Here is a 20,987-nt window from a genome sequence, read left to right on the forward strand (position 1 = left end):
GGCGTCCCCGACGAACCGGCCGGCCTCAGCGCCCGGGGTGCCAGGGCGCGCCCGGGTCGTGCCAGCCGCCCGGGCCGTGACCGCTCGGGCCGTAGCCGCTCGGCGGGAAGGCTGGCGGCGGGGCCAGCACCACCGGGATCGGCACCACCGGGTCGTCCGGCGCCTCCACCGGGCGCTGCGAACCGTCCGGGAACCGCAGGTGGTAGCGCTGACCGTCCCAGACCCCGACCGGCGCCTGCGGGTCACGACCGACGAAGAAAGACCGGTACGCGGTGATCGCGTCCAGCAACTCCCGTTCCTCCCGTGCCGTCCGCTCCCGCTCGGCGGGCTTGTGATCGAGTCCCCGGCGCATCCCGTCACGCAGCAGCGCCAGCCGGGTCGCGGCGAACTGGTAGCCGCGCATCGCGCGTACCCCGCCCTCGCCGGCGACCCGCCGGGCCCAGGTACGCGCCGCGTGCCGCCGGCCCAGGCTCCCCAGCGCCGCCACCTCGGGCGGGGTGAGCCAGCCCGCGCGTACGTAGTCGGGCAACGTGCGCTCGGTGAGCCGGCCCTCCCAGGCGCGCAGCCAGATCGCCAGCCCCACCATCGCGAAGAAGATCGGCATCATCAGGCCGATGAAGCCGTAGAGCGCGATCACCGGCTGCCCGATGGCCTGGGCCAGCGTCGGCAGCAGGTTCCAGGTGCCGTGCAGGATCATCGCCACGAGCAGCCCGGCGAGCGGCGCGAGCACCCGTACCCGGCGGTCGGCGGTACGCGCCGCGATACCGAGCCCGACACCGGTCATCGAGGTGAACAGCGGGTGGGCGAAGCCGAACAGCAGGATCCGGCCGATGAAAAGCGCGATCACCAGTTGCGTGCCGGTGGCCGGGCCGTACTGCTCCACGCCGGTGCGGTAGCCGTAGCCGCCCAGGTAGAGGATGTTCTCCACCATGGCGAAGCCGACCGCGGAGAGCCCGCAGTAGACCAGGCCGTCGGTGATCCCGGAGAACTCGCGGCGCCGGAAGATCAGCAGCAGCAGCGGGCCGGCCGCCTTGGTCAGCTCCTCGATGAACGGGGCGACGAGCACCGCGGTGAGCGCGGCGGGCAGCCCCAGGTCGTCGAAGATCTGCGCGCCGGTCTGGTTGACCTTCAGCGAGATGGCGGTGGAGACGAAGGCGCCCCAGGCGAAGCAGAAGACGAGGTAGGGCAGCGGCTCGGGCTCGTAGCGGTCGAGCCACAGGAGGCAGGCGACCAGCACCGGCACCGGCAGGACCGCCGCGACGGCGCCCACCAGGAGCGCCTCCGCGCCCAGGCTCTCACTCAGCTCGTAGACCATGTAGAGCGCGCCGGCCGCGATCAGCAGCACCACCCCGGCCAGCACCGACGCCCGTCGCCAGCCGAACCGGCGCGACGGCATCCCGGGCGTCGGCGCCCCCGCGGGCGGGGCGGCGGGCGCGTGCGGTGGCGGCGGTGCTGCGCCGGGCGGGGTGTCGGCCATGCGGTCAGCGTAGTCACCCGCGACCCACTGGTCCGGTCGCATCGTCACGGCTATGCTCCCGAACAGGTCACGAGCGCCAGCGTCAAGCCCCGGCTTGCTGGCCGGCAACCCTCGTCGAGGTTCGCGGTGGGGTGCCCCGGGTGATGACCGGGCCCGGTGCCGCTCCGCGCGCCGGGCAAGCGCGGACCCCGTCCCGGCACGCCTGGGGTCCCTGTGACCCGGAGGCTCCGGCATGACCGTCACCCTCGTACCCTCGCTGCCCGTGCTGCCCGCGCCGGCCCGGCCCGACCCGCTCGGCGTGCTCGGCGTACCGGGGGAGATCAACCTGGACCACGCCGCCAGCGCGCCGTGCGCGCGGGCCGCGGCCGACGCGGTGGCCGGGCTTCTTCCCTGGTACGCGAGCGTGCACCGGGGCGCCGGCGCGCTGTCGCGGCGCTGCACGCTGGCCTACGAGCGGGCCCGGCAGACGGTAGGCGACTTCCTCGGCGCCCGCCCCGGCGACCACGTGATCTTCACCCGGAACACCACCGACGCGCTGAACCTGCTGGCCCGGGCGCTGCCCGCCGGCACCACCGTGATCACGTTCGGCGGCGAGCACCACGCCAACCTGCTGCCCTGGCCGCGCGGCTCGGTACGGCTGCCGGTGCCGGACAGCCCGGCCGGGGCGGTCCGGTCCCTCGCGGCGGCGCTCGGCGAACTGGCCCGCGACGCCCGGCCCGGCCTGCCGGTGCTGGTGGCGGTCACCGGCGCCGGCAACGTCACCGGCGAGTGCCTGCCGGTCCCCGAACTGGCCCGGGTGGCGCACCGGTACGGCGCCCGCATCCTGGTCGACGCCGCGCAGCTCGCCCCGCACGCCCCGGTCGACCTGACCGCGCTGGACGTGGACTACGTGGCAGTGTCCGGGCGCAAGCTGTACGCCCCGTTCGGCGCGGGCGTGCTCGCCGGGCGCGCGGACTGGCTGGACACGGCCCCGCCGTACCTGGCCGGCGGCGGCGCCACCAGCCACGTCGGCGCGGCGACGCACGAGGTGCGCTGGACGACCGGCCCGGCCCGGCACGAGGCCGGCACTCCGAACCTGCTCGGCGCGGTGGCGCTCGCCGCGGTCTGCGAGGCGCTCGGCGCGGCCGACCGGGACGCGCTGCACGCCCGGGAACAGGCGCTGCTGGCCCGGCTGCGTACCGGCCTGGCCGCGCTGCCGGACGTGGTGGAGCTGCGCATGTTCTCCCCCGAAGCGCCCCGGGTGGGCATCGTCAGCTTCGTGGTCGCCGGGCGGGACTCCGCCGAGGTGGCCGCCCACCTGGCGAGCCGGCACCGGATCGGGGTACGCGACGGCCTGTTCTGCGCCCACCCGCTGACCCGGCGCCTGCTGGCCGAGGCCGCCGCCCGTACCGGCCGCACCGACCTGCCACCGACAGCCCTACGAGCCAGCCTCGGCCTGGGCACCACGCCGAGCGAGGTAGACGCCCTACTGACGGCCCTGACCCACCTCTCCTAGCCCTCTCCCCCGCCGCACCCCACCCACTCACTCCCCCGCCTCGTCGATCATGAAGTTGGCCGGCCCGGAAAGCGCTTTCCCGGCAGCTAACTCCATGATCGCCGCCGGACGGGTAGCCGGGCGAGCCCGCCCCCGCGCAGCCTCACCCCCGCCCGGACCACGTGCGGTGATCAAGGAGTTTGTGCACTAGTTGATCTCCTCGGAGTCCACTAACTCCTTGATCGACGCGGTAAGGGCGGCCGGGCGGGAGCGCGGGGGCGGGGGGCGGGGCGGGGGCGGCGGCGAGGGCGGGGGGCGGGGCGGGGTCAGCCGACGGGTGGGGCTGTGGGTGGGTGGGCGGCGGGGTTCTGGGCTGCGGGTTCGCCCTGGCGGTTCTCGCCGAACGCCTGCCGGACCAGCCGGTTCGCCTCCTCCTGCTCGATCCCGGAGGCCACCATCAGATCGCTCGCCGTGGTACGCACCTGCGCGATCACCACGCTGCCGGAGAAGCCGACCCCCTCGGCGTACGCCCGGCCGGCCTCGCTCACCGCGCGCAGCGACCGTTCGCGGGCCTCCTGCGGCTCCTGCCCGGCGGCGAACTCCTGGCGGAGCAGGCGCACCGACTCGGCCAGGTGACCGATCGCGTCCGGCATCGGCTCGGGGACCGGCTCGTCGTCCTCGATCATGGTGACCGCGCGGCGGATCAGCGTGCCGCTGTTGCGCATCGCCCGGTCGATCGGGTCGGCCGCCTCCGCGTAGTGGGTCAGCTCGCTGCGCCGGTGCCAGCGGGCCGGGGAGAGCGTGCTGGTCTCCTTGGCGCCCTCGATCGCCTCGGAGAGCGCGGCCAGTTCCTCCTTGTTCTCGCGCAGCCGGAACAGCGCCCGCTGGGCCGCGTCCCGGTCCCGGTTGCGCACCGCGTCGGCGCAGGCGTCGAGCTGGCCGGCGAGCAGGTCCAGCGCGGGCCGGGCGGCCCGGTTGATCACCCGTAGCGGGTTGAGCGGCAGCAGGATGGCGGTGACCAGCAGCGCGATGCCGCCGCCGAGCAACGCGTCGATGAACCGGGGGAACTCCAGGTTCTCGGTGGACGGGCTGAGCGTCACGATCAGCACCGCGGTGGCCGCGGCCTGGATCACGATGGCGACACTCGCCCCGGCGAAGATGCTCAGCAGGATCGCCGAGGTCACCACGAGCGCGAGCTGCCAGGCGCCGGTGCCGACGAAGTAGATGAGCGCGTCGCCGACGAGCACGCCGACGGCCACGCCGACGATCAGCTCGACCGTACGCCGGAACCGCTGCCCCACCGAGGCGGCGAGCGTGCCCACCGCGGAGATCGGGGCGAAGACCGGCTGCGGGTTCTTCAGCAGCCGGTGCGAGATCAGATAGGCCAGACCGGCCGCGAGGCCGGCCTGCACGGCGAGGCCGAACGCGGTACGGACCCGGTGCAGCCGGTCGTGCAGCGTCGCCTTGCCCCGGTGCCGCAGTTCCTCCATCGCGGAGGCGATCCGCTGCCCGTCCCGGTCCGCCAGCCCTTCGCGCAGCTTGCCACGACGCAGGAACTGCAGTCGTCCGTCCCGGGCCATGGCCGGTACTACCCGTACCGCTCCGGCTGAATCCCTCCGACCGGGCCGGAGTGGGGCAGACTGCACCCGATGGACGACCTGACGGCACGCTGGCGGGACACGGCACGGGCGGCGGGCGCGACCGATCCGGCGGCTGTCGACCGGGCCGGTGCCCGGCTGCTGGCGGGCTGGCGGGAGCCGCACCGGCGCTACCACGACGAGGCGCACCTGCGGGCGGTGCTCGACGTGGTCGACGCGTACGCCGGTCTGGCCCGCGACCCGGACCTGGTCCGGCTGGCGGCGTGGTGCCACGACGCGGTCTACGACCCGCGCGCGGCGGGCGACGCCAACGAGCGGGCCAGCGCCGACCTGGCCGGGGAACTGCTGGCCGCCGCCGGGCTCCCGGCCACGACGGTGACCGGGGTACGCCGCCTGGTGCTGCTCACCGCCGGCCACGCGGTCGGGCCGGACGACCCGGACGGCGCGCTGCTGTGCGACGCGGACCTGGCGGTGCTCGCCGCCCCGGCGGAGCGCTACGACAGGTACGCCGCGGCGATCCGCGCCGAGTACGCGCACGTGCCCGATCCGGACTTCCGCACCGGCCGGGCCGCGGTGCTGCGGCACCTGCTCGACCTGCCGGCGCTGTACCGCCTACCCGAGCCGCACGCCCGCTGGGAGGACCGGGCCCGGGCCAACCTGTCCCGGGAGCTGGCCGCGCTCACCTGAGACGCGGTGCTTCGGGCGGCGCAGACCGGCGTCCCGCAGCAGGCGGACGATCTCCCGCGAGGGCACGACGGTGGCGCCCAGCCAGACCGCTGTCCGGAACCGCTCGGCGGGCACGTCGTAGTGGTCGCGGTCGAAGCCGCGCCGGGGCGCGCCGAGCATCTCGGCGAACGCGTGCAGCTCGGCGTAGGAGACGTCGCTGATCAGGTGCGACCAGAGCCGGCCGCGCCAGGGCACGGCGGGCGGGTCCAGGTAGAGCACGGCAACAGACGGTACGCCGGTAGCCTTCCCGTCATGGCCGCCCATCCCCTCCTCGACGACCTGCGGGCCGCGCTCGGTGACGCCGCCGTGCTGACCGACCCGGACCTGCTGGCCGGGCATGAGCGCGACGAGGCCGACCTGTGCGACTCGGGCACCCCGCTGGCGGTGGCACGCCCCCGCGACACCGACGAGGTGGTGGCGGTGGTCCGCGCGGCCGGACGGCACGGCGTACCCGTGGTGCCGCAGGGCGCGCGGACCGGGCTGGCCGGCGCGGCGAACGCGGTCGACGGCGCGGTGGTGGTGAGCACGGTGGCGATGGACGCGGTCCGGGAGATCGACCCGGTCGGCCGGATCGCTGTGGTGCAGCCGGGGGTGGTGAACGCGGCGCTGGCCCGCGCGGTACGGGAGCACGGCCTCTGGTATCCGCCGGACCCCGGCTCGTGGGAGTCGTCCACGATCGGCGGCAACGTGGCCACGAACGCCGGTGGCATGTGCTGCGTGAAGTACGGCGTGACCAGCGAGTACGTGCTGGGCCTGGAGGTGGTGCTCGCCTCCGGCGAGGTGCTGCGCACCGGGCGGCGTACCGCCAAGGGGGTCGCCGGGTACGACCTGACCCGCCTGTTCGTGGGCTCGGAGGGCACGCTCGGCGTGATCACCGAGGTGACCGTGGCGTTGCGTCCGGCCCCGGAGGAGTCACTGACCCTGGTCGCGGTCTTCCCCACCGTGGCGACTGCAGGTGGCGCGGTCGCCGGGATCGCCGAGCGCGGGCTCACGCCGAGCCTGCTGGAACTGCTGGACCGGACGCATCTGCTGGCGATCGAGGCGTACCGGCCGATGGGTCTGCGCACCGATGCCGAGGCGCTGCTGCTCGCGGCGGTGGACACCGGCACACGGGCCGCCGACGACCTGGCCCGGCTCGCCGAGGTGTGCACGGCGGCGGGCGCCGACGAGGTCTACGCGGCCACCGACGCGACCGAGGCGGCGGCCCTGCTCCAGGCGCGGCGGCTGGCCCACCCGGCGATGGAGCGGTTCGCCGCCGAGACGTTCCCGGGCGGCAACGGCGGCCTGGTCATCGACGACGTGGCGGTGCCGCGCGGCCGGCTGGCGGAGCTGCTCGACGGGGTGGCCCGGATCGCCGAGGCGTGCCGGGTGCCGATCGGGGTGGTCGGCCACGCCGGCGACGGCAACATGCACCCGAACATCGTGGTAGACCGGGCCGATCCGGCGAGCCTGGCCCGGGGACGGCAGGCCTTCGACGAGATCATGCGGCTGGGGCTCGACCTGGGCGGCACCTGCACCGGGGAGCACGGCGTCGGGCTGCTCAAGCGGGACTGGCTGGCCCGCGAGATCGGCCCGGTGGGCGTACGCGTGCACCAGGCGATCAAGGCGGCGCTGGACCCGGCCGGGCTGCTCAACCCCGGCAAGGTTTTCTAGCCCTTGTCCTCCGCGGGCGTGGCCTGGGTGACGAGCAGCAGCACGTCGTAGGCCACCTTCGGCTTCGGCTCACCCGGGCAGTCCTGGATGGTGACGGTCAGGTCCGGCGGCACGAGCAGCGTCGAGGTCAGCACGCCGATGCAGCCCTGCTTGTAGTTGCGGGCCTGGTCGGTCTCCGTCGCGATCGCCGGGTCGGCGAGCATCCGCTGGAGCCGCCGCGTCTGGTCCGGGCTCAGCGTGCCGGTGGCGTCCACGCCGTCGCCGGCGCAGTCGCGGCACTGCCAGCGGCCGGACGGGTCCACGTCGAGGTTGCGGACCGGGCCGTCGCCGAGCCGCTGTACCAGGGAGACGCGTCTGCCGTCCGGTGCCGGGCTCGCCGTGCCGGCCGCCCCGGGTGTGGTGGCGCCCTCGGCCCGGCCGAAGGAGCAGCCGGTCAGAGCGGTTGCCAGCAGCACAACAGCGGACAGGGCGGGGACGCGCAACCAGGATGGGCGGACCACGCGGGGAAACCTACACTTCCGTAGGTAGCGCGCACCAGCGGCCGAGCGGCCCGGGTCGGGGATCCCCTACCTGGGGGAGGCCGGAAGTTCAACGCCCGGGCCGTCGATCCCTCGGTCTGCCGCGAATCCGCGCACATCGGGCGCGCCGAGGCGGGCCGCGTCGGCCGCGATGTCGTCCGGCATGAGCTGCGACTCCCGCTCGGCCAGCACCCGCGCCCGGTAGTGGGCGACCTCCCGGTCCCGGGTCGCCGCGTCCCAGCCGAGCACCGCACCCATCAGCTCGGCGGCGTGCTCCGCCGACTCCAGGCCGCGGTGGCTGGTCTCGATGGAGATCCGGGTACGCCGGGTGAGCACGTCCTCCAGGTGCAGCGCGCCCTCGGCGCGGGCGGCGTACGTCACCTCGGCGGCGAGGTATTCCGGCGCGCCCGCCAGCGGCGAGCCGAGCAGCGGATCGGCGTCGACCATGGCGAGCAGGTCCAGGGTGAGGCTGCCGTAGCGCTCCAGCAGGTGCTCGACCACGCCGACCGCCACCCCGTGCCGGCGGGCCAGGTCGGCCCGGTCCCGCCACATGGCGGCGTACCCGTCGGCGCCGAGCAGCGGCAGGTCGGCGGTACGCGAGGAGCGGGTCCGGCCGAGCCGGTGCATGGCGCGGTCGACCACGTCCGAGGCCATCACCCGGTAGGTGGTGTATTTCCCGCCCGCGACCAGCAGCAGGCCGAGCATCGGCTCCACCACGGCGTGCTCGCGGGACAGCTTGGAGGTGGAGTCCGCCTCGCCGGCCAGCAGCGGGCGCAGCCCGGCGTAGACGCCCTCGATGTCGGCGGTGGTCAGCGGCCGGTCCAGCACGGTGTTGACCTGCGACAGCAGGTAGTCGATGTCGCTCGCGGTCGCGGCCGGGTGGGACCTGTCGAGTTGCCAGTCCGTATCGGTGGTGCCGATGATCCAGTGCCCGCCCCAGGGGATCACGAACAGCACGCTCGTCGCGGTACGCAGGATCAGGCCGGTCTCGCCGACGATCGCCGAGCGGGGCACCACGAGGTGCACCCCCTTGGAGGCCCGGACCCGCAGCTTCGGGCGCAGCCCGACGTCGTTGAGCATCCGCGACATGTCGTCGCTCCACACGCCGGTGGCGGCGATCACGGTGCGGGCGCGTACCTCGAACTCGGCGTCCGGCGAACCGGCGGGCGCCTCCAGGTCGCGGACCCGCACGCCGGTGACCTCCCGGGCCTGCCGGGTCAGGCCGACCGCGCGGGCGCTCGTCACCACAGTCGCGCCGAGGCTCGCCGCGGTGCGCGCCAGCGTCACCACCAGGCGGGCGTCGTCGACCTGGCCGTCGTAGTAGCGGATCGCGCCGGCCAGCTTGTCCGGCCGGAGGCTGGGGAAGATCCGGCGGGTGCCCTCGCGCGTGAGGTGCCGGTGCAGCGGCATGCCGCGCCCGCCGCCGAAGACCCCGGCGAACGCGTCGTACGCGGCCACGCCGAGACCGTAGTAGGAGCGGCGGAAGAACCGCCGGGGCAGGTCACGCGCGCCGCCCTCGGCGGGCAGCGGCACCAGGATCGGCACCGGCCGGACCAGGTGCGGCGCGAGCCGGGTGGCGAGCAGGCCGCGCTCGGTCAGCGCCTCGTGGACCAGGTGGAACTCCAGCTGCTCCAGGTAGCGCAGGCCGCCGTGGATCAGCTTGCTGGACCGGCTGGACGTGCCGGCGGCGTAGTCGCGCGCCTCCACCAGGGCCACCTTCAGCCCTCGGGACGCGGCGTCGAGCGCGGCGCCCGCTCCGGTCACGCCACCGCCGATGACCAGCACGTCGAACCGCTCGGCCCGGAGCCGGCGCAGGTCGTCGGCGCGGCGCTCGGGGGACAGCCGGCCGGCCGTGGATCGGGACACACTCGGGTCACGCACCAGTCAACGGTAACCGTCCCGGGCGCGCGGCGACACGGCCCGGCCGTACCGTGATGACCATGCTGACCGGTCCGCCGCTCGCCCCCGTACCGCCGCCGCCACCGCGCGAGACCGGTCCGTGGCCGGTCGTCGCGGCGGTGGCGACCGGGGTGTGGATCGTGCTGGTCACCGTGCCGGGCCAGGTCACCGGCTGGCTGGTCGACCAGGTGGCGCTGGTCATCGGCGCGGACCGGCCGGTGGCGGCCTGGCCGGTGGTGGCGGTGGCCACGGTGCTGCTGGCGGGCGCCCCGGCGCTGGCGCTGGCCCTCGCGCCCCGCTCCCCCGCGCTGCGGGCGACCGGCCGGGCCTGGACCGCCGCCGTGGTGGGGCTCGGCGTGACCACGCTGCTGCGGACGGTGCCACCGGTGCACCACGAGGCGTACCTGGCCGCGCTCGCGGTGACCGCCGCGGTGCTCGCGCTCGTCGCCGTCCGTCTCGGCCGGGTCCGGCCACCGGTGGTCGTGGACGCGGCCCCGGAGGGCCGGTTCGGCTCGGTGTCGCTGCTGGCGATCGCGGCCGGGCTGGCCGTACTCCTGCCGTGGGCCTGGGTGGGCGCGCTCGGCGGAGCGCTGGAGACGTTGCTGGCCGCCCTGGCCGCCGCCGCGTTGGGCGCGCTCGCCGGGGCGCTGCTCGGCGCCGGCTTCTGGGCCGCGTTCGGGCCCGGCCCGCTCCGGCTGGTGCTCGTCGGCGGCCTGGTCGCGGGTGTCGCGCTGACGCCGCTCGCGGCCGGCGCCGGGCAGACGGGCGTGCAGCTGCCGGCGCTGCTCCTGCTGCCGCCGCTCGGGTTCGTGCTGGCCGCGCTGGAGGCGGCGGCCCGCCACGCGGGCCGTCCGGCCGGGCCTGCGCCGGTGCGCCGGCTGGTCGGTCTCGCCCTGCTGGGGCCGCTGGCGTTCACCGACCCGGAGGAGATCAGCCTCCTGCTCTCCGCCACCCGCGACATGCCGTTCTGGGTCGCGGTGGGCACCGGCGTGGCGTTCGCCGTCGCGGTCCTGCTCGCAGTCGGGTACGGCGTGCTGCTCGCCCGGTCCCGCGCCCGCGCGCCCCGGCGCGGTCCGGCCGCGCTGGCCGCCGCCGCGCTGCTCGCCGCCGTCGCCGTGGTGTACGTGGGCCCCGGCCAGCCCGGACTGTACGGCGAGCGGCTGCTCGTGGTGCTGCGCGAGCAGGCCGACCTGACCGGCCTGCCGGCCGGGACGCCGGGCCGGGCCGGGCGCGACGCCCGGGCGACGGAGGTCTACCGGCGGCTGGTGGCGACAGCCGACCGCACGCAGGGCGACCTGCGCCGCACGCTCACCCGGATGCGGCTGAACCCGACGCCGTACTACCTGGTGAACGCCATCGAGACGGACGGCGGTCCGGCGGTACGGGCCTGGTTGTCCAGCCGTCCCGAGGTGGCCCGGGTGCTGGTGAGCCAGCGGGTGCGCCCGCTGCCGGCGCTCGCCCCGCAGGCGCGTGGCGACGCGCCGGCACCGGCCGGACCGGCCTGGAACATCTCGCTGATCGGCGCGGACCGGGTCTGGTCCGAGCTGGGCGTCACCGGTTCCGGCGTGGTGGTCGGCAGCTCCGACTCCGGGGTGGACGGCCGCCACCCGGCGCTCGCGTCCGGCTTCCGGGGCGGCGACGACTCCTGGTACGACCCGTGGGAGGGCCGCCGCGCCCCGGCTGACCGGGGCGGCCACGGCACCCACACGCTGGGCAGCGCGGTGGGCCGGGACGGGATCGGCGTCGCGCCCGGCGCGAGCTGGGTCGGCTGCGTCAACCTGGACCGCAACATGGGCAGCCCGGCCCGCTACCTCGACTGCCTCCAGTTCATGCTGGCCCCGTTCCCGCCGGGCGGGAACCCGCTGACCGACGGCCGTCCCTCCCGCGCCCCGGACGTGCTCACCAACTCGTGGGGCTGCCCGCCGGTGGAGGGGTGCGACCCGGGGGCGCTGCGACCGGCGACCGCCGCGCTGACCGCGGCGGGCATCCTGGTGGTGGCCGCGGCCGGGAACACCGGCCCGTCGTGCGGCTCGATCGCGGACCCGCCCGCGCCGTACCCGGACGTGCTGACCGTCGGGGCGGTGGACCGGCAGCGCCGCGTCACCGAGTTCTCCAGCCGGGGCCCGGCGCCGGACGGCCAGGCCAAGCCGGACCTGGTCGCCCCCGGTGCGGCTGTGGTCTCGGCGATGCCCGGCGGTGGTTACGCCGCCCTGGACGGCACCTCGATGGCCACGCCACAGGTAGCGGGCGTGGTGGCGCTGATGTGGTCGGCGAATCCCGCGCTGCTCGGGGACCTGGAACGGACCCGGGCCATCCTGCGCGACACCGCCCAGCCGGCCGCGTCGCCCGCCGGCACCTGCGGCGGACCGCAGGACGTCTCCGGCGCCGGGCTCGTGGACGCGTACGCGGCGGTGCGCGCGGCCCGGGCCGGGTGAACGCCCGTCGTCACCGCCGTACCACCGGCCACCGCGACGCCCCGCCGGTCAGTCGAGCCAGCAGATGACCGCGTCGCCCGCCTTCGCCGCCGCGGCGAAGTAGTCCCGGGCGTACGGCAGGTGGTGGGCCACCCAGTCCAGCTCACCGTCGCGGTCCCAGATCAGCGGATAGATGTCCGCAGCGGTCAGCTCGGCCGGGTCGACGCCCCGCAGCAGGTCCTCCTCGGTGATCCCGGCCAGCGCGGTCGCCGCCTCGGCCACCTGCTCCGGCGTCAGGTAGGCCGGCGGGCCGTAGCCCCAGTCGTACGGCTCGAGGAACTCCGCCCAGTCCATGCCCTCCGGCGGGGCGTCGGGCAGCGCGACGAGCAGCTCGCCGCCGGTGACCAGCGGCACCGTGACGCCGCGCCGCTCCAGCAGGAACTGCAGTGCCTGCCAGGCCTTGCCCGTGCCGGCGTGCCGCACGTCTTCGGCATCGGCCGCCGCCTGCGCGAACTCGTAGGCCCAGGCGTGGTCCGCTCTGGCCCGCGCCAACTCGTCGGGCGTCACCCGGGTCCAATTCCCGTTCATGCTCACGGGCGCAGCCTAGAGACCGGGTCCGACACCCGTCGTCCGGTGGAGGGCGCTACCGTCGGCAGCCATGAACGTGGAGATCACCGATCTGCCGCCCGAGCCGTCGCCTGCGGTTGTCGACCTGTGCCGGCGCGCGCTCGACCTGTCCGAGGACGCGGCCGAGGCGCCGGGCATCGTGGACACTCTGACCCGGCGGGCGGCGGCGCACCGGCCGGTCGTGGTGCTCGGCGCGGTACGCGACGGCGCGCTGGTCGGCGTACTGATCGGGTCGCTGTCGGCGGCCGATCCGCGCCTCGGCTACGTCGACCTGGTCGCGGTCGCGCCCACAGAGCGCCGCCAGGGCGTGGGCGGGGCGCTGCTGACCGAGGCGGAGAGCCGGCTCGGCGCGGCCGAGGTGCTGCTCGCCGGCAACCCGCCGCACTACGCCTGGCCGGGTATCGACGTGCGCTACACCCCGGCGGTCTGCGCCGCGCAGCGGCTCGGCTACCGGCAGGACCGTACCGCCTGGAACATGACCGCCGAGCTGTCCGACGGGTCGGCGGCGCTGCGTCCCACCGAGGCCGCCGAGCAGCGGCTGGCCGGGCGGGGCGTGACGGTACGCCGGGCCGGTTCCGACGACCTGCCGGCGCTCGCCGCGTTCGCCAGGTCCACGTTCGGCGGCACCTGGGACGGTGAGCTGGCCGGTTCGGTGGGGCGGCCGGACGCGGGTGTGCACCTGGCCGAGCGGGACGGCGAGATCCTCGGGTTCGCCGCCTACGGGTCGGCGCGGCCGAGCTGGTTCGGGCCGATGGGCACCGCACCGGCGGCGGAGGGCTCCGGGATCGGCGGCGTGCTGCTGCGCCGCTGCCTGCGTGACCAGGCGGCCGCCGGGATCACCGCGGCGCAGATCGGCTGGGTGGGGCCGGTGCCGTTCTACTCGAACGCGGCGGGCGCCCGGATCGAGCGGGTGTTCTTCCTCTATCGGAAAGCCGTCAAAGGGGCATAGACGTCAATAGCGCCATTCGGCCTCCTTCGCCATCGACCGGGCTCTACGGTCGGAGCAGAGGAGGCGGTGCATGACCACGAATGACAAACGGGCCGAGGATCCGGCGGCGGGCCGGCGCCCGTCCGACGAGCTTCCCGGCCAGCTTCCGTTCGACCGGCTCGACGTCGGCGACGCCGAACAGCTCGCCGAGCTGACCGGCGGCGACGGGCCACCGGTGGAGGAGTCACGGCAGCCGGTGGACGAGCCGAGGCGACTGCCGCCGCCGTACGACAGGGCGCACAAGCGGCGCAACCAGCGCCCGCTGCCCACCTGAACCGGAAACGCGGAAAGGGGGCGGACCGCTGACGCGGCCCGCCCCCTTCGGCGTACTGGATGGAGCTGGACTCAGAAGTCCATCTCCCCGCCACCCGGGCCCGCCGGGGCGGCCGGGGTCTTCTCCGGCTTGTCCGCGACGACGGCCTCGGTGGTGAGGAACAGCGCGGCGATCGAAGCGGCGTTCTGCAGCGCGGAACGCGTCACCTTGGCCGGGTCGATGATGCCCGCGGCCAGCAGGTCCACGTACTCGCCGGTCGCGGCGTTGAGGCCGTGACCCGGGTCGAGGTTGCGAACCCGCTCGACGACGACGCCACCCTCCATGCCGGCGTTGACGGCGATCTGCCGCAGCGGGGCGTCCAGCGCGACCTTGACGATCTGCGCGCCGGTCGCCTCGTCGCCGGCCAGGTCCAGCTTGTCGAAGGCAGTCTTGCCGGCCTGCACCAGCGCGACACCACCACCCGGGACGATGCCCTCCTCGACGGCGGCCTTCGCGTTGCGGACGGCGTCCTCGATGCGGTGCTTGCGCTCCTTCAGCTCGACCTCGGTGGCCGCGCCGACCTTGATCACCGCAACACCGCCGGCCAGCTTGGCCAGACGCTCCTGCAGCTTCTCCCGGTCGTAGTCGGAGTCGCTCTTGTCGATCTCGGCCCGGATCTGGTTCACCCGGCCCTGGATCTGCTCGGCGTCACCGGCACCGTCGACGATGGTGGTCTCGTCCTTGGTCACCACGACCTTGCGGGCGCGGCCCAGCATCTCGAGGCCGGTCGCGTCCAGCTTGAGGCCGACCTCCTCGCTGATGACCTGACCACCGGTGAGGATGGCGATGTCGGTCAGCATGGCCTTGCGGCGGTCACCGAAGCCCGGCGCCTTGACGGCGACCGACTTGAAGGTGCCACGGACCTTGTTGACCACCAGGGTGGCCAGGGCCTCGCCCTCCAGGTCCTCGGCGATGATCAGCAGCGGCTTGCCCGACTGCATGACCTTCTCCAGGATCGGGAGCAGGTCCTTCACCGACGAGATCTTGCTGTTGACGATCAGGATGTACGGGTCGTCGAAGACGGCCTCCATACGCTCCGGGTCGGTCATGAAGTAGGCGGAGATGTAGCCCTTGTCGAAGCGCATGCCCTCGGTGAGCTCGAGCTCCAGGCCGAAGGTGTTGCTCTCCTCGACGGTGATGACACCTTCCTTGCCCACCTTGTCCATCGCCTCGGCGATGATCTCGCCGACGCTGGGGTCGGCGGCGGAGATGGAGGCGGTGGAGGCGATCTGCTCCTTGGTCTCCACGTCCTTGGCGAGCTTGAGCAGCTCCTCCGAGACGCTGGCCACGGCCGCCTCGATGCCCCGCTTCAGGGCCATCGGGTTGGCGCCGGCGGCCACGTTGCGCAGACCCTCACGGACCAGGGCCTGGGCCAGGACGGTCGCCGTCGTCGTGCCGTCACCGGCGACGTCGTCGGTCTTCTTCGCGACCTCCTTGACCAGCTCGGCGCCGATCTTCTCGTACGGGTCCTCGAGCTCGATCTCCTTGGCGATGCTCACACCATCGTTGGTGATGGTGGGGGCACCCCACTTCTTCTCGAGCACGACGTTGCGGCCCTTGGGGCCGAGGGTCACCTTCACGGCGTCGGCGAGCTGGTTCATGCCCCGCTCGAGGCCGCGGCGCGCCTCTTCGTCGAACGCGATCATCTTGGCCATACGGCGTTGTCCTCCTGGACACTCACGGGCCACCCGGGATGCCCGGATGGGCCGTCTGGTGTACGCACCTTGGGGACGTCGCCACCTGGCGACGACGACGTCTCCTCGGTCGGGCCGGACAGCCCGCGACGACCGGCCTCGTACCGCTCCGGCACCCCTTCGGACACCGGTGCGACCGTGGCCCTACCGCCCCGACCTTCTGGCACTCACCGTACGCGAGTGCCAATGACTTGTTTAGCACTCTCCCTAGCCGAGTGCAAGCACGACAGCCCCGCTCAGCCGAGTTCCGCCGCCAGCCGGGCCGCGTTCACCGGGCCTTCGTGAGCCCGCTGTTCGGCGTACGTGACGACCAGCCCGACCTGCTGCGCCAGGTAGGCCGGGGCGGCGAGCAGGGCACCGAACACGGCGAGCACCACGGCGCCGATCGCGGTGCCGACGGCGTTCATCGGCGTGACGCCGAACGCCGCCCCGCTGATCCCGCCCACCACGGCGTCGAGCACCGTCGCCGCGAAGAGCACCGCGATCACCAGCGTGACCCGGCCCAGCACCATGCCGAACCGGCTGTGGAACATCCGCCACGCGCGCCCGATCGGCTCCCGCCGCTCGAACAGGTAGACCGGGCCGAACAGGGCCAGCGCGAACGCGGCGTAGAGGCCGGGCAGCAGGCAGAAGCAACTGCCGAGCACGACCAGAAGCGAGACCAGGAGCGTCCAGCCCCACAGGCCGAGGGCGCGGCGCAGCCCGTACCGGAAGGCGGCGCCGAGTTCGACCGGCTCGCCGGCCGCCTGGCGGGTGACCACCCAGGTGCCGGCGGCCCAGCCCATCGCCTGGAGCAGGCCGAAGACCAGCCCGGCGGACAGGAGCACGCCGTAGAAGGCGAACATCTGCCCCCAGAAGCCGGCCGGCAGCACCGGCGCGCCGTCCGGCGCGGTCGCCAGCTCGCCCTCGGGGCTGAAGACGAGCGTGAGGACACTGATCACCGAAGCCGGGAGCACCTGGGTGAGCAGCACGATCGGCAGCAGCTGCCGCCAGCCGCGCCGCAACGCGCCGGTGCAGCGGGCGAACCAGGGACCGATGCCCGCGTGCGGCGGGTTGACGAGCGGATCCTGCGGGTCGAGGCCGGGGAACCAGCCGGCGTAGGCGCCGGGACCGGCCTGCATCGGGTACGCGGCCCCGGGCACCGGGTACGCCGCGCCGGGCATCGGATGGCCCGGGTACGCGGGAGGGCCCCAGCCCGTGGGCGGCGTGCCGGGCGGCGCGTTCCAGCCGTGCGGCGGAGTGCCCGGGGCGTTCCAGCCCTGCGGCGGAGTGCCCGGGGCGGTCCAGCCCGGTGGGGTGTGGCCGGGTGGGACGTCGCCCGGGGCGGCCCAGCCGGATGAGGCGTCGCCCGGCGCGGTCCAGCCGGGCGGGGCGCCCCAGGCGGGTTGGCCGGCCGGGTTCGGGGCGCCGGGCTGCGGGCTGCCGTACTCCGGGATGATCGGGGCGTGGCCGGTCTGGCCGGCCCACGGGTCGGCGCCGGGCGGGCCGGAGGCGGGCGTCCCCGACGGCGCCGGCGCGGCGGCCGGCGGTGGGGGCGCGGTCGGGTCGGCCGGAGGGCCGGACGACGCCGGCGGCACCGGCTCGGTGGAACCCGACGGGGGCAGATCGGACATGGGCCCTCCTCAGCGACTACGGCTGGAACGGCTCATGATCTTCCATGGTGGCCGGCCGCGACGCAGCCCCCGGTCCGGGGCCCGGTCACGGAGCGCACCGCCCGCCGCAGATCAGGCGATGACGCGGACCCGCTCGGCCTGCGGACCCTTCTGCCCCTGCGCGATCTCGAACTCGACGCGCTGGCCGTCGTCGAGCGCCTTGTAGCCGTCCATCTCGATCGCGGAGAAGTGGACGAAGACGTCCTGCCCGCCGTCGACGGCGATGAAGCCGTAGCCCTTTTCGGCGTTGAACCACTTCACGGTGCCCTGTGCCACGGTGCACTTCCTCACTCTGCGCGGCGTTCCAAGACCCGGAGACCGGCGGACCGGCACCGGCGGCGCACCGGCCCAGCGATCGGTAACGCTGAATTCGGTGACCGAAATCGCACGCTACACGAGGCGTGACGACGGCGCACGACCACAAATCGGGCATATTCCGGGCGTGGAACAGCCCGGTCGCACACGCGCGCCGGGCCGTCCGGTATGCATGCGGCATGACCAGCGTGCGCACCACGACCACCGTCCACCGGGTCCGGCCGACCGACGCCGCCCGGATGCGGGCGCTCCGGTTGGAGATGCTGGCCGACTCTCCGCTGGCGTTCCTGGAGACCGTGGCCGAGGCCGCCGCCCTGCCGCACACGGAGTACGCGGCCCGGGTCGCGGCCGTCTCCCGGGGCGACCACAACGCGCAGTTCGTGGCCGACCCGGGCGGCCGTCTGGTGGGCCACGCCGGCGGCATCGCCGCACCGGACGAGCCGGGCCTGACGCTCGTCTACGCGGTCTACGTGACGCCGGCGCGGCGGGGCACCGGCCTGCTGGCGGCGCTCGTCGACGAGGTGGCGGCCTGGTCCCGCGCCTGCGGACGGCCCGAGCTGATGATGGAGGTGGTGGTCGGCAACGACCGCGCCTACCGGGCCTATCAGAAGCTGGGCTTCGTGGACACCGGGGTCCGGGTGCCGCACCCCCGGATCACCGGCCTGCACGAGCTCCAGATGCGCCGCCCGGCCTGAGAACGCCGCCGGGTGCGTCGGTCGTCACCGCGACGACCGACGCACCCGAAGGCGGTGACTCAGGCGTGCCGGCGGCTCTGGACGATGCGGAACCGGTTTGCCACGTACGCGCCGTCGGTCAGCGCCGAGTTGGCCGCCGCGTTCGCGCCGGAGCCGTGGAAGTCGGAGAACGCGGCCGACTGGTTGACGAACACCCCGCCGGTCAGGTTGCAGGACAGGTGCACCCCGGCGTCGACCGCCGCGGCCTCGGCCGCGTCCAGCACCGCCTCGTCGGTGGAGTAGACGCCCGCGGTCAGCGCACCCTTCTCCCCCACCGTCTCGCGCAGGATGCGCAGGCTGTGCTCGGTCGAGTCGGTGGCGATGGCGAACGAGATCGGCCCGAACCACTCCCGCGAGTACGTGGCGGTGTCGGACGCGTCGAGCTTCACCACTGTCGGCGTACGCACCACCGCGCCGGGGAACGACGGGTGCTCGACGGTGCGCGACTCCAGCACCGGCTCGCCGACCTTGGTGACCTCGTCCAGCCGCTCCAGCACGCCGTCGTTGACGATCGCGCCGGTCAGCTCGACGCCCCGGGCCGGGTCGGCGGTCAGCTTCGCGACCGCGCCGGCGATCCCGGCGGCCACCTCGTCGAAGCTCTTGTGCCCCTGGTCGGTGGAGATGCCGTCGCGCGGGATCAGCAGGTTCTGCGAGGTGGTGCACATCTGGCCGCTGTACAGGGTCAGCGTGAAGCCGAGGTTGCGGCAGAGCCCGGCGAAGTCGTCGGTGGAGTCGATCACCACCGTGTTCAGGCCGGCCTTCTCGGTGTAGACGGCGGCCTGCCGGGCGTTCGCCTCCAGCCAGTCGCCGTACTCGGTGGAGCCGGTGAAGTCGACGATCTTGACCGCCGGGTGCAGGGCCAGCGTGGTGGCGAGCTTCTCGCCGTCCGTCTCCGGAGCGAGCTGCACCAGGTTCGGGTCGAAGCCGGCCTCGGCGAGCACCTGGCGGGCGTACTTGACGGTGATCGCCAGCGGCAGCACCGCGCGCGGGTGCGGCTTCACCACCACCGGGTTGCCGGTGGCCAGCGAGGCGAACAGACCGGGGTACGAGTTCCAGGTCGGGAACGTGTTGCAGCCGATGACCAGCGCGACCCCGCGCGGCACCACGTGGAAGGTCTTGGTCATCCGCAACGGGTCGCCCTTGCCGGCGGCCTTCTCCCAGCCGGCGGTCCCCGGGTGACGGGTCATCTCCGCGTACGCGTAGGCGATCGCCTCCAGCGCCCGGTCCAGCGCGTGCGCGCCACCGGCCTGGAACGCCATCACGAACGCCTGGCCGCTGGTGAACTGCACCGCGTTCGCCAGCTCGAACACGTTGCGGTGCAGCCGGTCCAGGATCTCCAGGCAGACACCGGCGCGGGCCTGCGGGCCGGCGTCGCGCCAGGCGGGCAGCGCCGCGCTCGCGGCGGACACCAACTGGTCGGCGCTCGCGTGCGGGTAGCGCACGTCCAGCGCCACTCCGAACGGGCTGATCTCGGTCGCCACTGTGGTGCCGTCACCGGCCTGGTCGAGCGGGAAGTCGCCGCCCAGGTACGCCTCGAAGGCGGCCTTGCCGTCGGCGGCGGCCGTCTCGCCGTACACCCGGGGGCTGGGCGACTCGGGGTAGGCCGACCAGTACCCGCGCTCCGCGATGGCGGTCAGCGCCCGGTCGAGGGTCTCGCGGTGCCTGTCGTACAGGGGGTGCGGGGTCTCCGTCATGCCCGCCATCATGCAACAGTCAGGCACCAGATCAGTAGGGGCGTGTCACAACTCAGATCGTCAACTGCCAGTCGATCGAGCCGGCGACCGGGCGGAAGCCGAGCTTCTCGTTGATCGCGATCATGTGCCGGTTCGCCGCCGCGTTCCAGGTGTCGACGGCCCGCAACGCCGGTTCGTGCGCCAGCGCGTACGCCAGGTTCTCCGCCTTGCAGAGCAGGCCGAGCCGGTGGCCGCGGTGGTCGGGGTCGACCAGGGTGATCTGCTGCCAGGCGTGGTCGGTGCTGCTCGCGTCCAGGCTGAGCTGGGTCCAGCCGACCAGGCGGCCGGTCGCCTCGTGCACCGCACCGGTGTTGTAGCGGCGTACACCCCGGGCGTCCAGCGCCCGTTCCGCGTCGCGCACCCGCGCCGCGTCCATCCGCTCCGGCTCCCAGTCCAGCTCGCCCATGGGCGCGTCGAGCAGTAGCCGGCCCTCCAGGTAGGCGGCGTCCGCGACGTACTCGTCGGGCGCGTGCTCGCGCCACCGCACCAGCCGGTAGCCGGTGGCCGCGGCGCGGGCCTCGGCCAGCAGCGCGGCGAGCCGGTCACGGTCGAGCCCGGCCACGTCGAGCCGGCGGCGGACGTCGGCCAGTGCCGGCTCGGCGCCCAGGGCGGCGGCGAACGCGGCGCCGGGGAAGACCCGGTCCTCCTCGCCGGGCAGCGCGGCGACCGTCGCACCGACCAGGCGTTTGCCGCCGCGCTCCCGCAGCAGCCGGACGCCGTGCTCGTGCAGCGTGCGCCCGATGCCACGCCGCCGGTACGCCGGGTCGACGGTCAGTTCGACGGTGGCGTTCTCGGTGTTCTCGATCGTGTGCAGGTGCAGCCGGAGCCAGCCGACCGGCAGCCCGTCCAGGCGGGCGACGAGCCAGCGTCCCTCGATGCCGGGCATCGGGTGCGACAGCAGCGCCTCGAAGCGGCGGCGGCAGGTCGGCGGAAGGTCCGGTTCGTCGACGGCCTGGGCGGCGCAGGCGATCCGGTACACCGCGTCGAGCGTCTGCCGGTCGGTGGGATCCAGCGGCGTCACGGTGAGCGTCATGCCACCGAGGGTGCGCCGGACACAGCGAAGGGGCCAGCGGTTTTCCGCCGGCCCCTTCGAACGTTGGTCGGGAGGGACGTCCGCACAACGCCTCCGGCGTTGGGTCGCAAGAACTTGAAAAGTCTCCGGCGGATGCCCT

At 74.6% G+C, this 20,987-nt stretch carries 18 protein-coding genes and 1 riboswitch; of the genes, 7 read left to right on the top strand and 11 right to left on the bottom strand.

Annotated elements, in window-relative coordinates:
* Window positions 1-25: 25 nt before the first annotated feature.
* A complete protein-coding gene (locus SM452_RS03705) occupies window positions 26-1,519 on the bottom strand; it encodes a PrsW family intramembrane metalloprotease (protein WP_402814152.1) in 1,494 nt (497 codons plus the stop codon).
* Between the two features lie 23 nt (window positions 1,520-1,542).
* A riboswitch (SAM riboswitch) is annotated at window positions 1,543-1,665 on the top strand.
* A 44-nt stretch (window positions 1,666-1,709) separates the two neighbouring features.
* Between SM452_RS03705 and SM452_RS03710 the strand changes: the two genes are divergently transcribed.
* Window positions 1,710-2,972 (top strand): aminotransferase class V-fold PLP-dependent enzyme, encoded by a 1,263-nt coding sequence (locus tag SM452_RS03710; protein WP_463839288.1) that lies wholly within the window; start codon window positions 1,710-1,712, stop codon window positions 2,970-2,972.
* A gap of 305 nt (window positions 2,973-3,277) precedes the next feature.
* On the opposite strand, the gene SM452_RS03715 is transcribed toward SM452_RS03710, so the two are convergent.
* Window positions 3,278-4,531, bottom strand: coding sequence for an FUSC family protein (locus SM452_RS03715; protein ID WP_262013244.1), 1,254 nt, complete (start codon window positions 4,529-4,531; stop codon window positions 3,278-3,280).
* Between the two features lie 69 nt (window positions 4,532-4,600).
* Here SM452_RS03715 and SM452_RS03720 point away from each other — a divergent pair, with 69 nt between their 5' ends.
* Complete coding sequence (locus SM452_RS03720) at window positions 4,601-5,236, top strand: HD domain-containing protein (protein WP_463839289.1); 636 nt, start codon at window positions 4,601-4,603, stop codon at window positions 5,234-5,236.
* Here SM452_RS03720 and SM452_RS03725 read toward each other — a convergent pair.
* Window positions 5,162-5,494, bottom strand: a complete 333-nt coding sequence (locus tag SM452_RS03725) for a DUF4031 domain-containing protein (RefSeq protein WP_194801852.1) — start codon at window positions 5,492-5,494, stop codon at window positions 5,162-5,164. The two genes, SM452_RS03720 and SM452_RS03725, sit on opposite strands and share 75 nt — an antisense overlap.
* A 33-nt stretch (window positions 5,495-5,527) precedes the next feature.
* Between SM452_RS03725 and SM452_RS03730 the strand changes: the two genes are divergently transcribed.
* Window positions 5,528-6,928 (top strand): FAD-binding oxidoreductase, encoded by a 1,401-nt coding sequence (locus tag SM452_RS03730; RefSeq protein WP_463839290.1) that lies wholly within the window; start codon window positions 5,528-5,530, stop codon window positions 6,926-6,928.
* Here the strand turns inward: SM452_RS03730 and SM452_RS03735 are convergent.
* Complete coding sequence (locus SM452_RS03735) at window positions 6,925-7,428, bottom strand: hypothetical protein (protein ID WP_262013247.1); 504 nt, start codon at window positions 7,426-7,428, stop codon at window positions 6,925-6,927. The two genes, SM452_RS03730 and SM452_RS03735, sit on opposite strands and share 4 nt — an antisense overlap.
* A 66-nt stretch (window positions 7,429-7,494) precedes the next feature.
* Window positions 7,495-9,312 (bottom strand): glycerol-3-phosphate dehydrogenase/oxidase, encoded by a 1,818-nt coding sequence (locus tag SM452_RS03740; protein WP_463839386.1) that lies wholly within the window; start codon window positions 9,310-9,312, stop codon window positions 7,495-7,497.
* A 68-nt stretch (window positions 9,313-9,380) separates the two neighbouring features.
* On the opposite strand from SM452_RS03740, the gene SM452_RS03745 reads away from it, so the two are divergent.
* Window positions 9,381-11,780 carry a S8 family serine peptidase gene (locus tag SM452_RS03745; protein ID WP_463839291.1) on the top strand — a complete coding sequence of 800 codons (2,400 nt, stop codon included), beginning with the start codon at window positions 9,381-9,383 and terminating at the stop codon, window positions 11,778-11,780.
* Between the two features lie 48 nt (window positions 11,781-11,828).
* Here SM452_RS03745 and SM452_RS03750 read toward each other — a convergent pair whose 3' ends face one another.
* Complete coding sequence (locus SM452_RS03750; protein ID WP_262013272.1) at window positions 11,829-12,347, bottom strand: YfbM family protein; 519 nt, start codon at window positions 12,345-12,347, stop codon at window positions 11,829-11,831.
* Between the two features lie 70 nt (window positions 12,348-12,417).
* Here SM452_RS03750 and SM452_RS03755 point away from each other — a divergent pair, with 70 nt between their 5' ends.
* Together SM452_RS03755 and SM452_RS03760 are read left to right on the top strand one after the other, a co-directional pair.
* Entirely contained in the window at window positions 12,418-13,335 is a 918-nt protein-coding gene (locus tag SM452_RS03755) for a GNAT family N-acetyltransferase (protein ID WP_463839292.1), read from the top strand.
* Window positions 13,336-13,405: 70 nt separating this feature from the next.
* Entirely contained in the window at window positions 13,406-13,648 is a 243-nt protein-coding gene (locus SM452_RS03760; RefSeq protein ID WP_463839293.1) for a hypothetical protein, read from the top strand.
* A 71-nt stretch (window positions 13,649-13,719) separates the two neighbouring features.
* On the opposite strand, the gene groL is transcribed toward SM452_RS03760, so the two are convergent.
* The 3 genes from groL to SM452_RS03775 form a co-directional block, all read right to left on the bottom strand.
* On the bottom strand, window positions 13,720-15,342 hold the full coding sequence (gene groL, locus SM452_RS03765) for a chaperonin GroEL (protein WP_030502773.1): 1,623 nt from the start codon (window positions 15,340-15,342) through the stop codon (window positions 13,720-13,722).
* A gap of 275 nt (window positions 15,343-15,617) precedes the next feature.
* A complete protein-coding gene (locus SM452_RS03770; RefSeq protein WP_463839294.1) occupies window positions 15,618-16,994 on the bottom strand; it encodes a hypothetical protein in 1,377 nt (458 codons plus the stop codon).
* A gap of 111 nt (window positions 16,995-17,105) precedes the next feature.
* A complete protein-coding gene (locus SM452_RS03775; protein ID WP_013288855.1) occupies window positions 17,106-17,309 on the bottom strand; it encodes a cold-shock protein in 204 nt (67 codons plus the stop codon).
* Between the two features lie 218 nt (window positions 17,310-17,527).
* On the opposite strand from SM452_RS03775, the gene SM452_RS03780 reads away from it, so the two are divergent.
* Entirely contained in the window at window positions 17,528-18,043 is a 516-nt protein-coding gene (locus SM452_RS03780; RefSeq protein ID WP_355513612.1) for a GNAT family N-acetyltransferase, read from the top strand.
* 59 nt (window positions 18,044-18,102) lie between these two features.
* Here the strand turns inward: SM452_RS03780 and paaN are convergent, their stop codons facing one another.
* Together paaN and SM452_RS03790 are read right to left on the bottom strand one after the other, a co-directional pair.
* The gene (gene paaN / locus SM452_RS03785; RefSeq protein ID WP_355513615.1) at window positions 18,103-19,776 is read right to left on the bottom strand and encodes a phenylacetic acid degradation protein PaaN; all 1,674 of its coding nucleotides are present in this window, start codon (window positions 19,774-19,776) and stop codon (window positions 18,103-18,105) included.
* Between the two features lie 52 nt (window positions 19,777-19,828).
* On the bottom strand, window positions 19,829-20,848 hold the full coding sequence (locus SM452_RS03790; RefSeq protein ID WP_357210540.1) for a GNAT family N-acetyltransferase: 1,020 nt from the start codon (window positions 20,846-20,848) through the stop codon (window positions 19,829-19,831).
* Window positions 20,849-20,987 lie beyond the last annotated feature (139 nt).

The sequence above is a fragment of the Micromonospora sp. SYSU B005 genome, assembly GCF_055362685.1.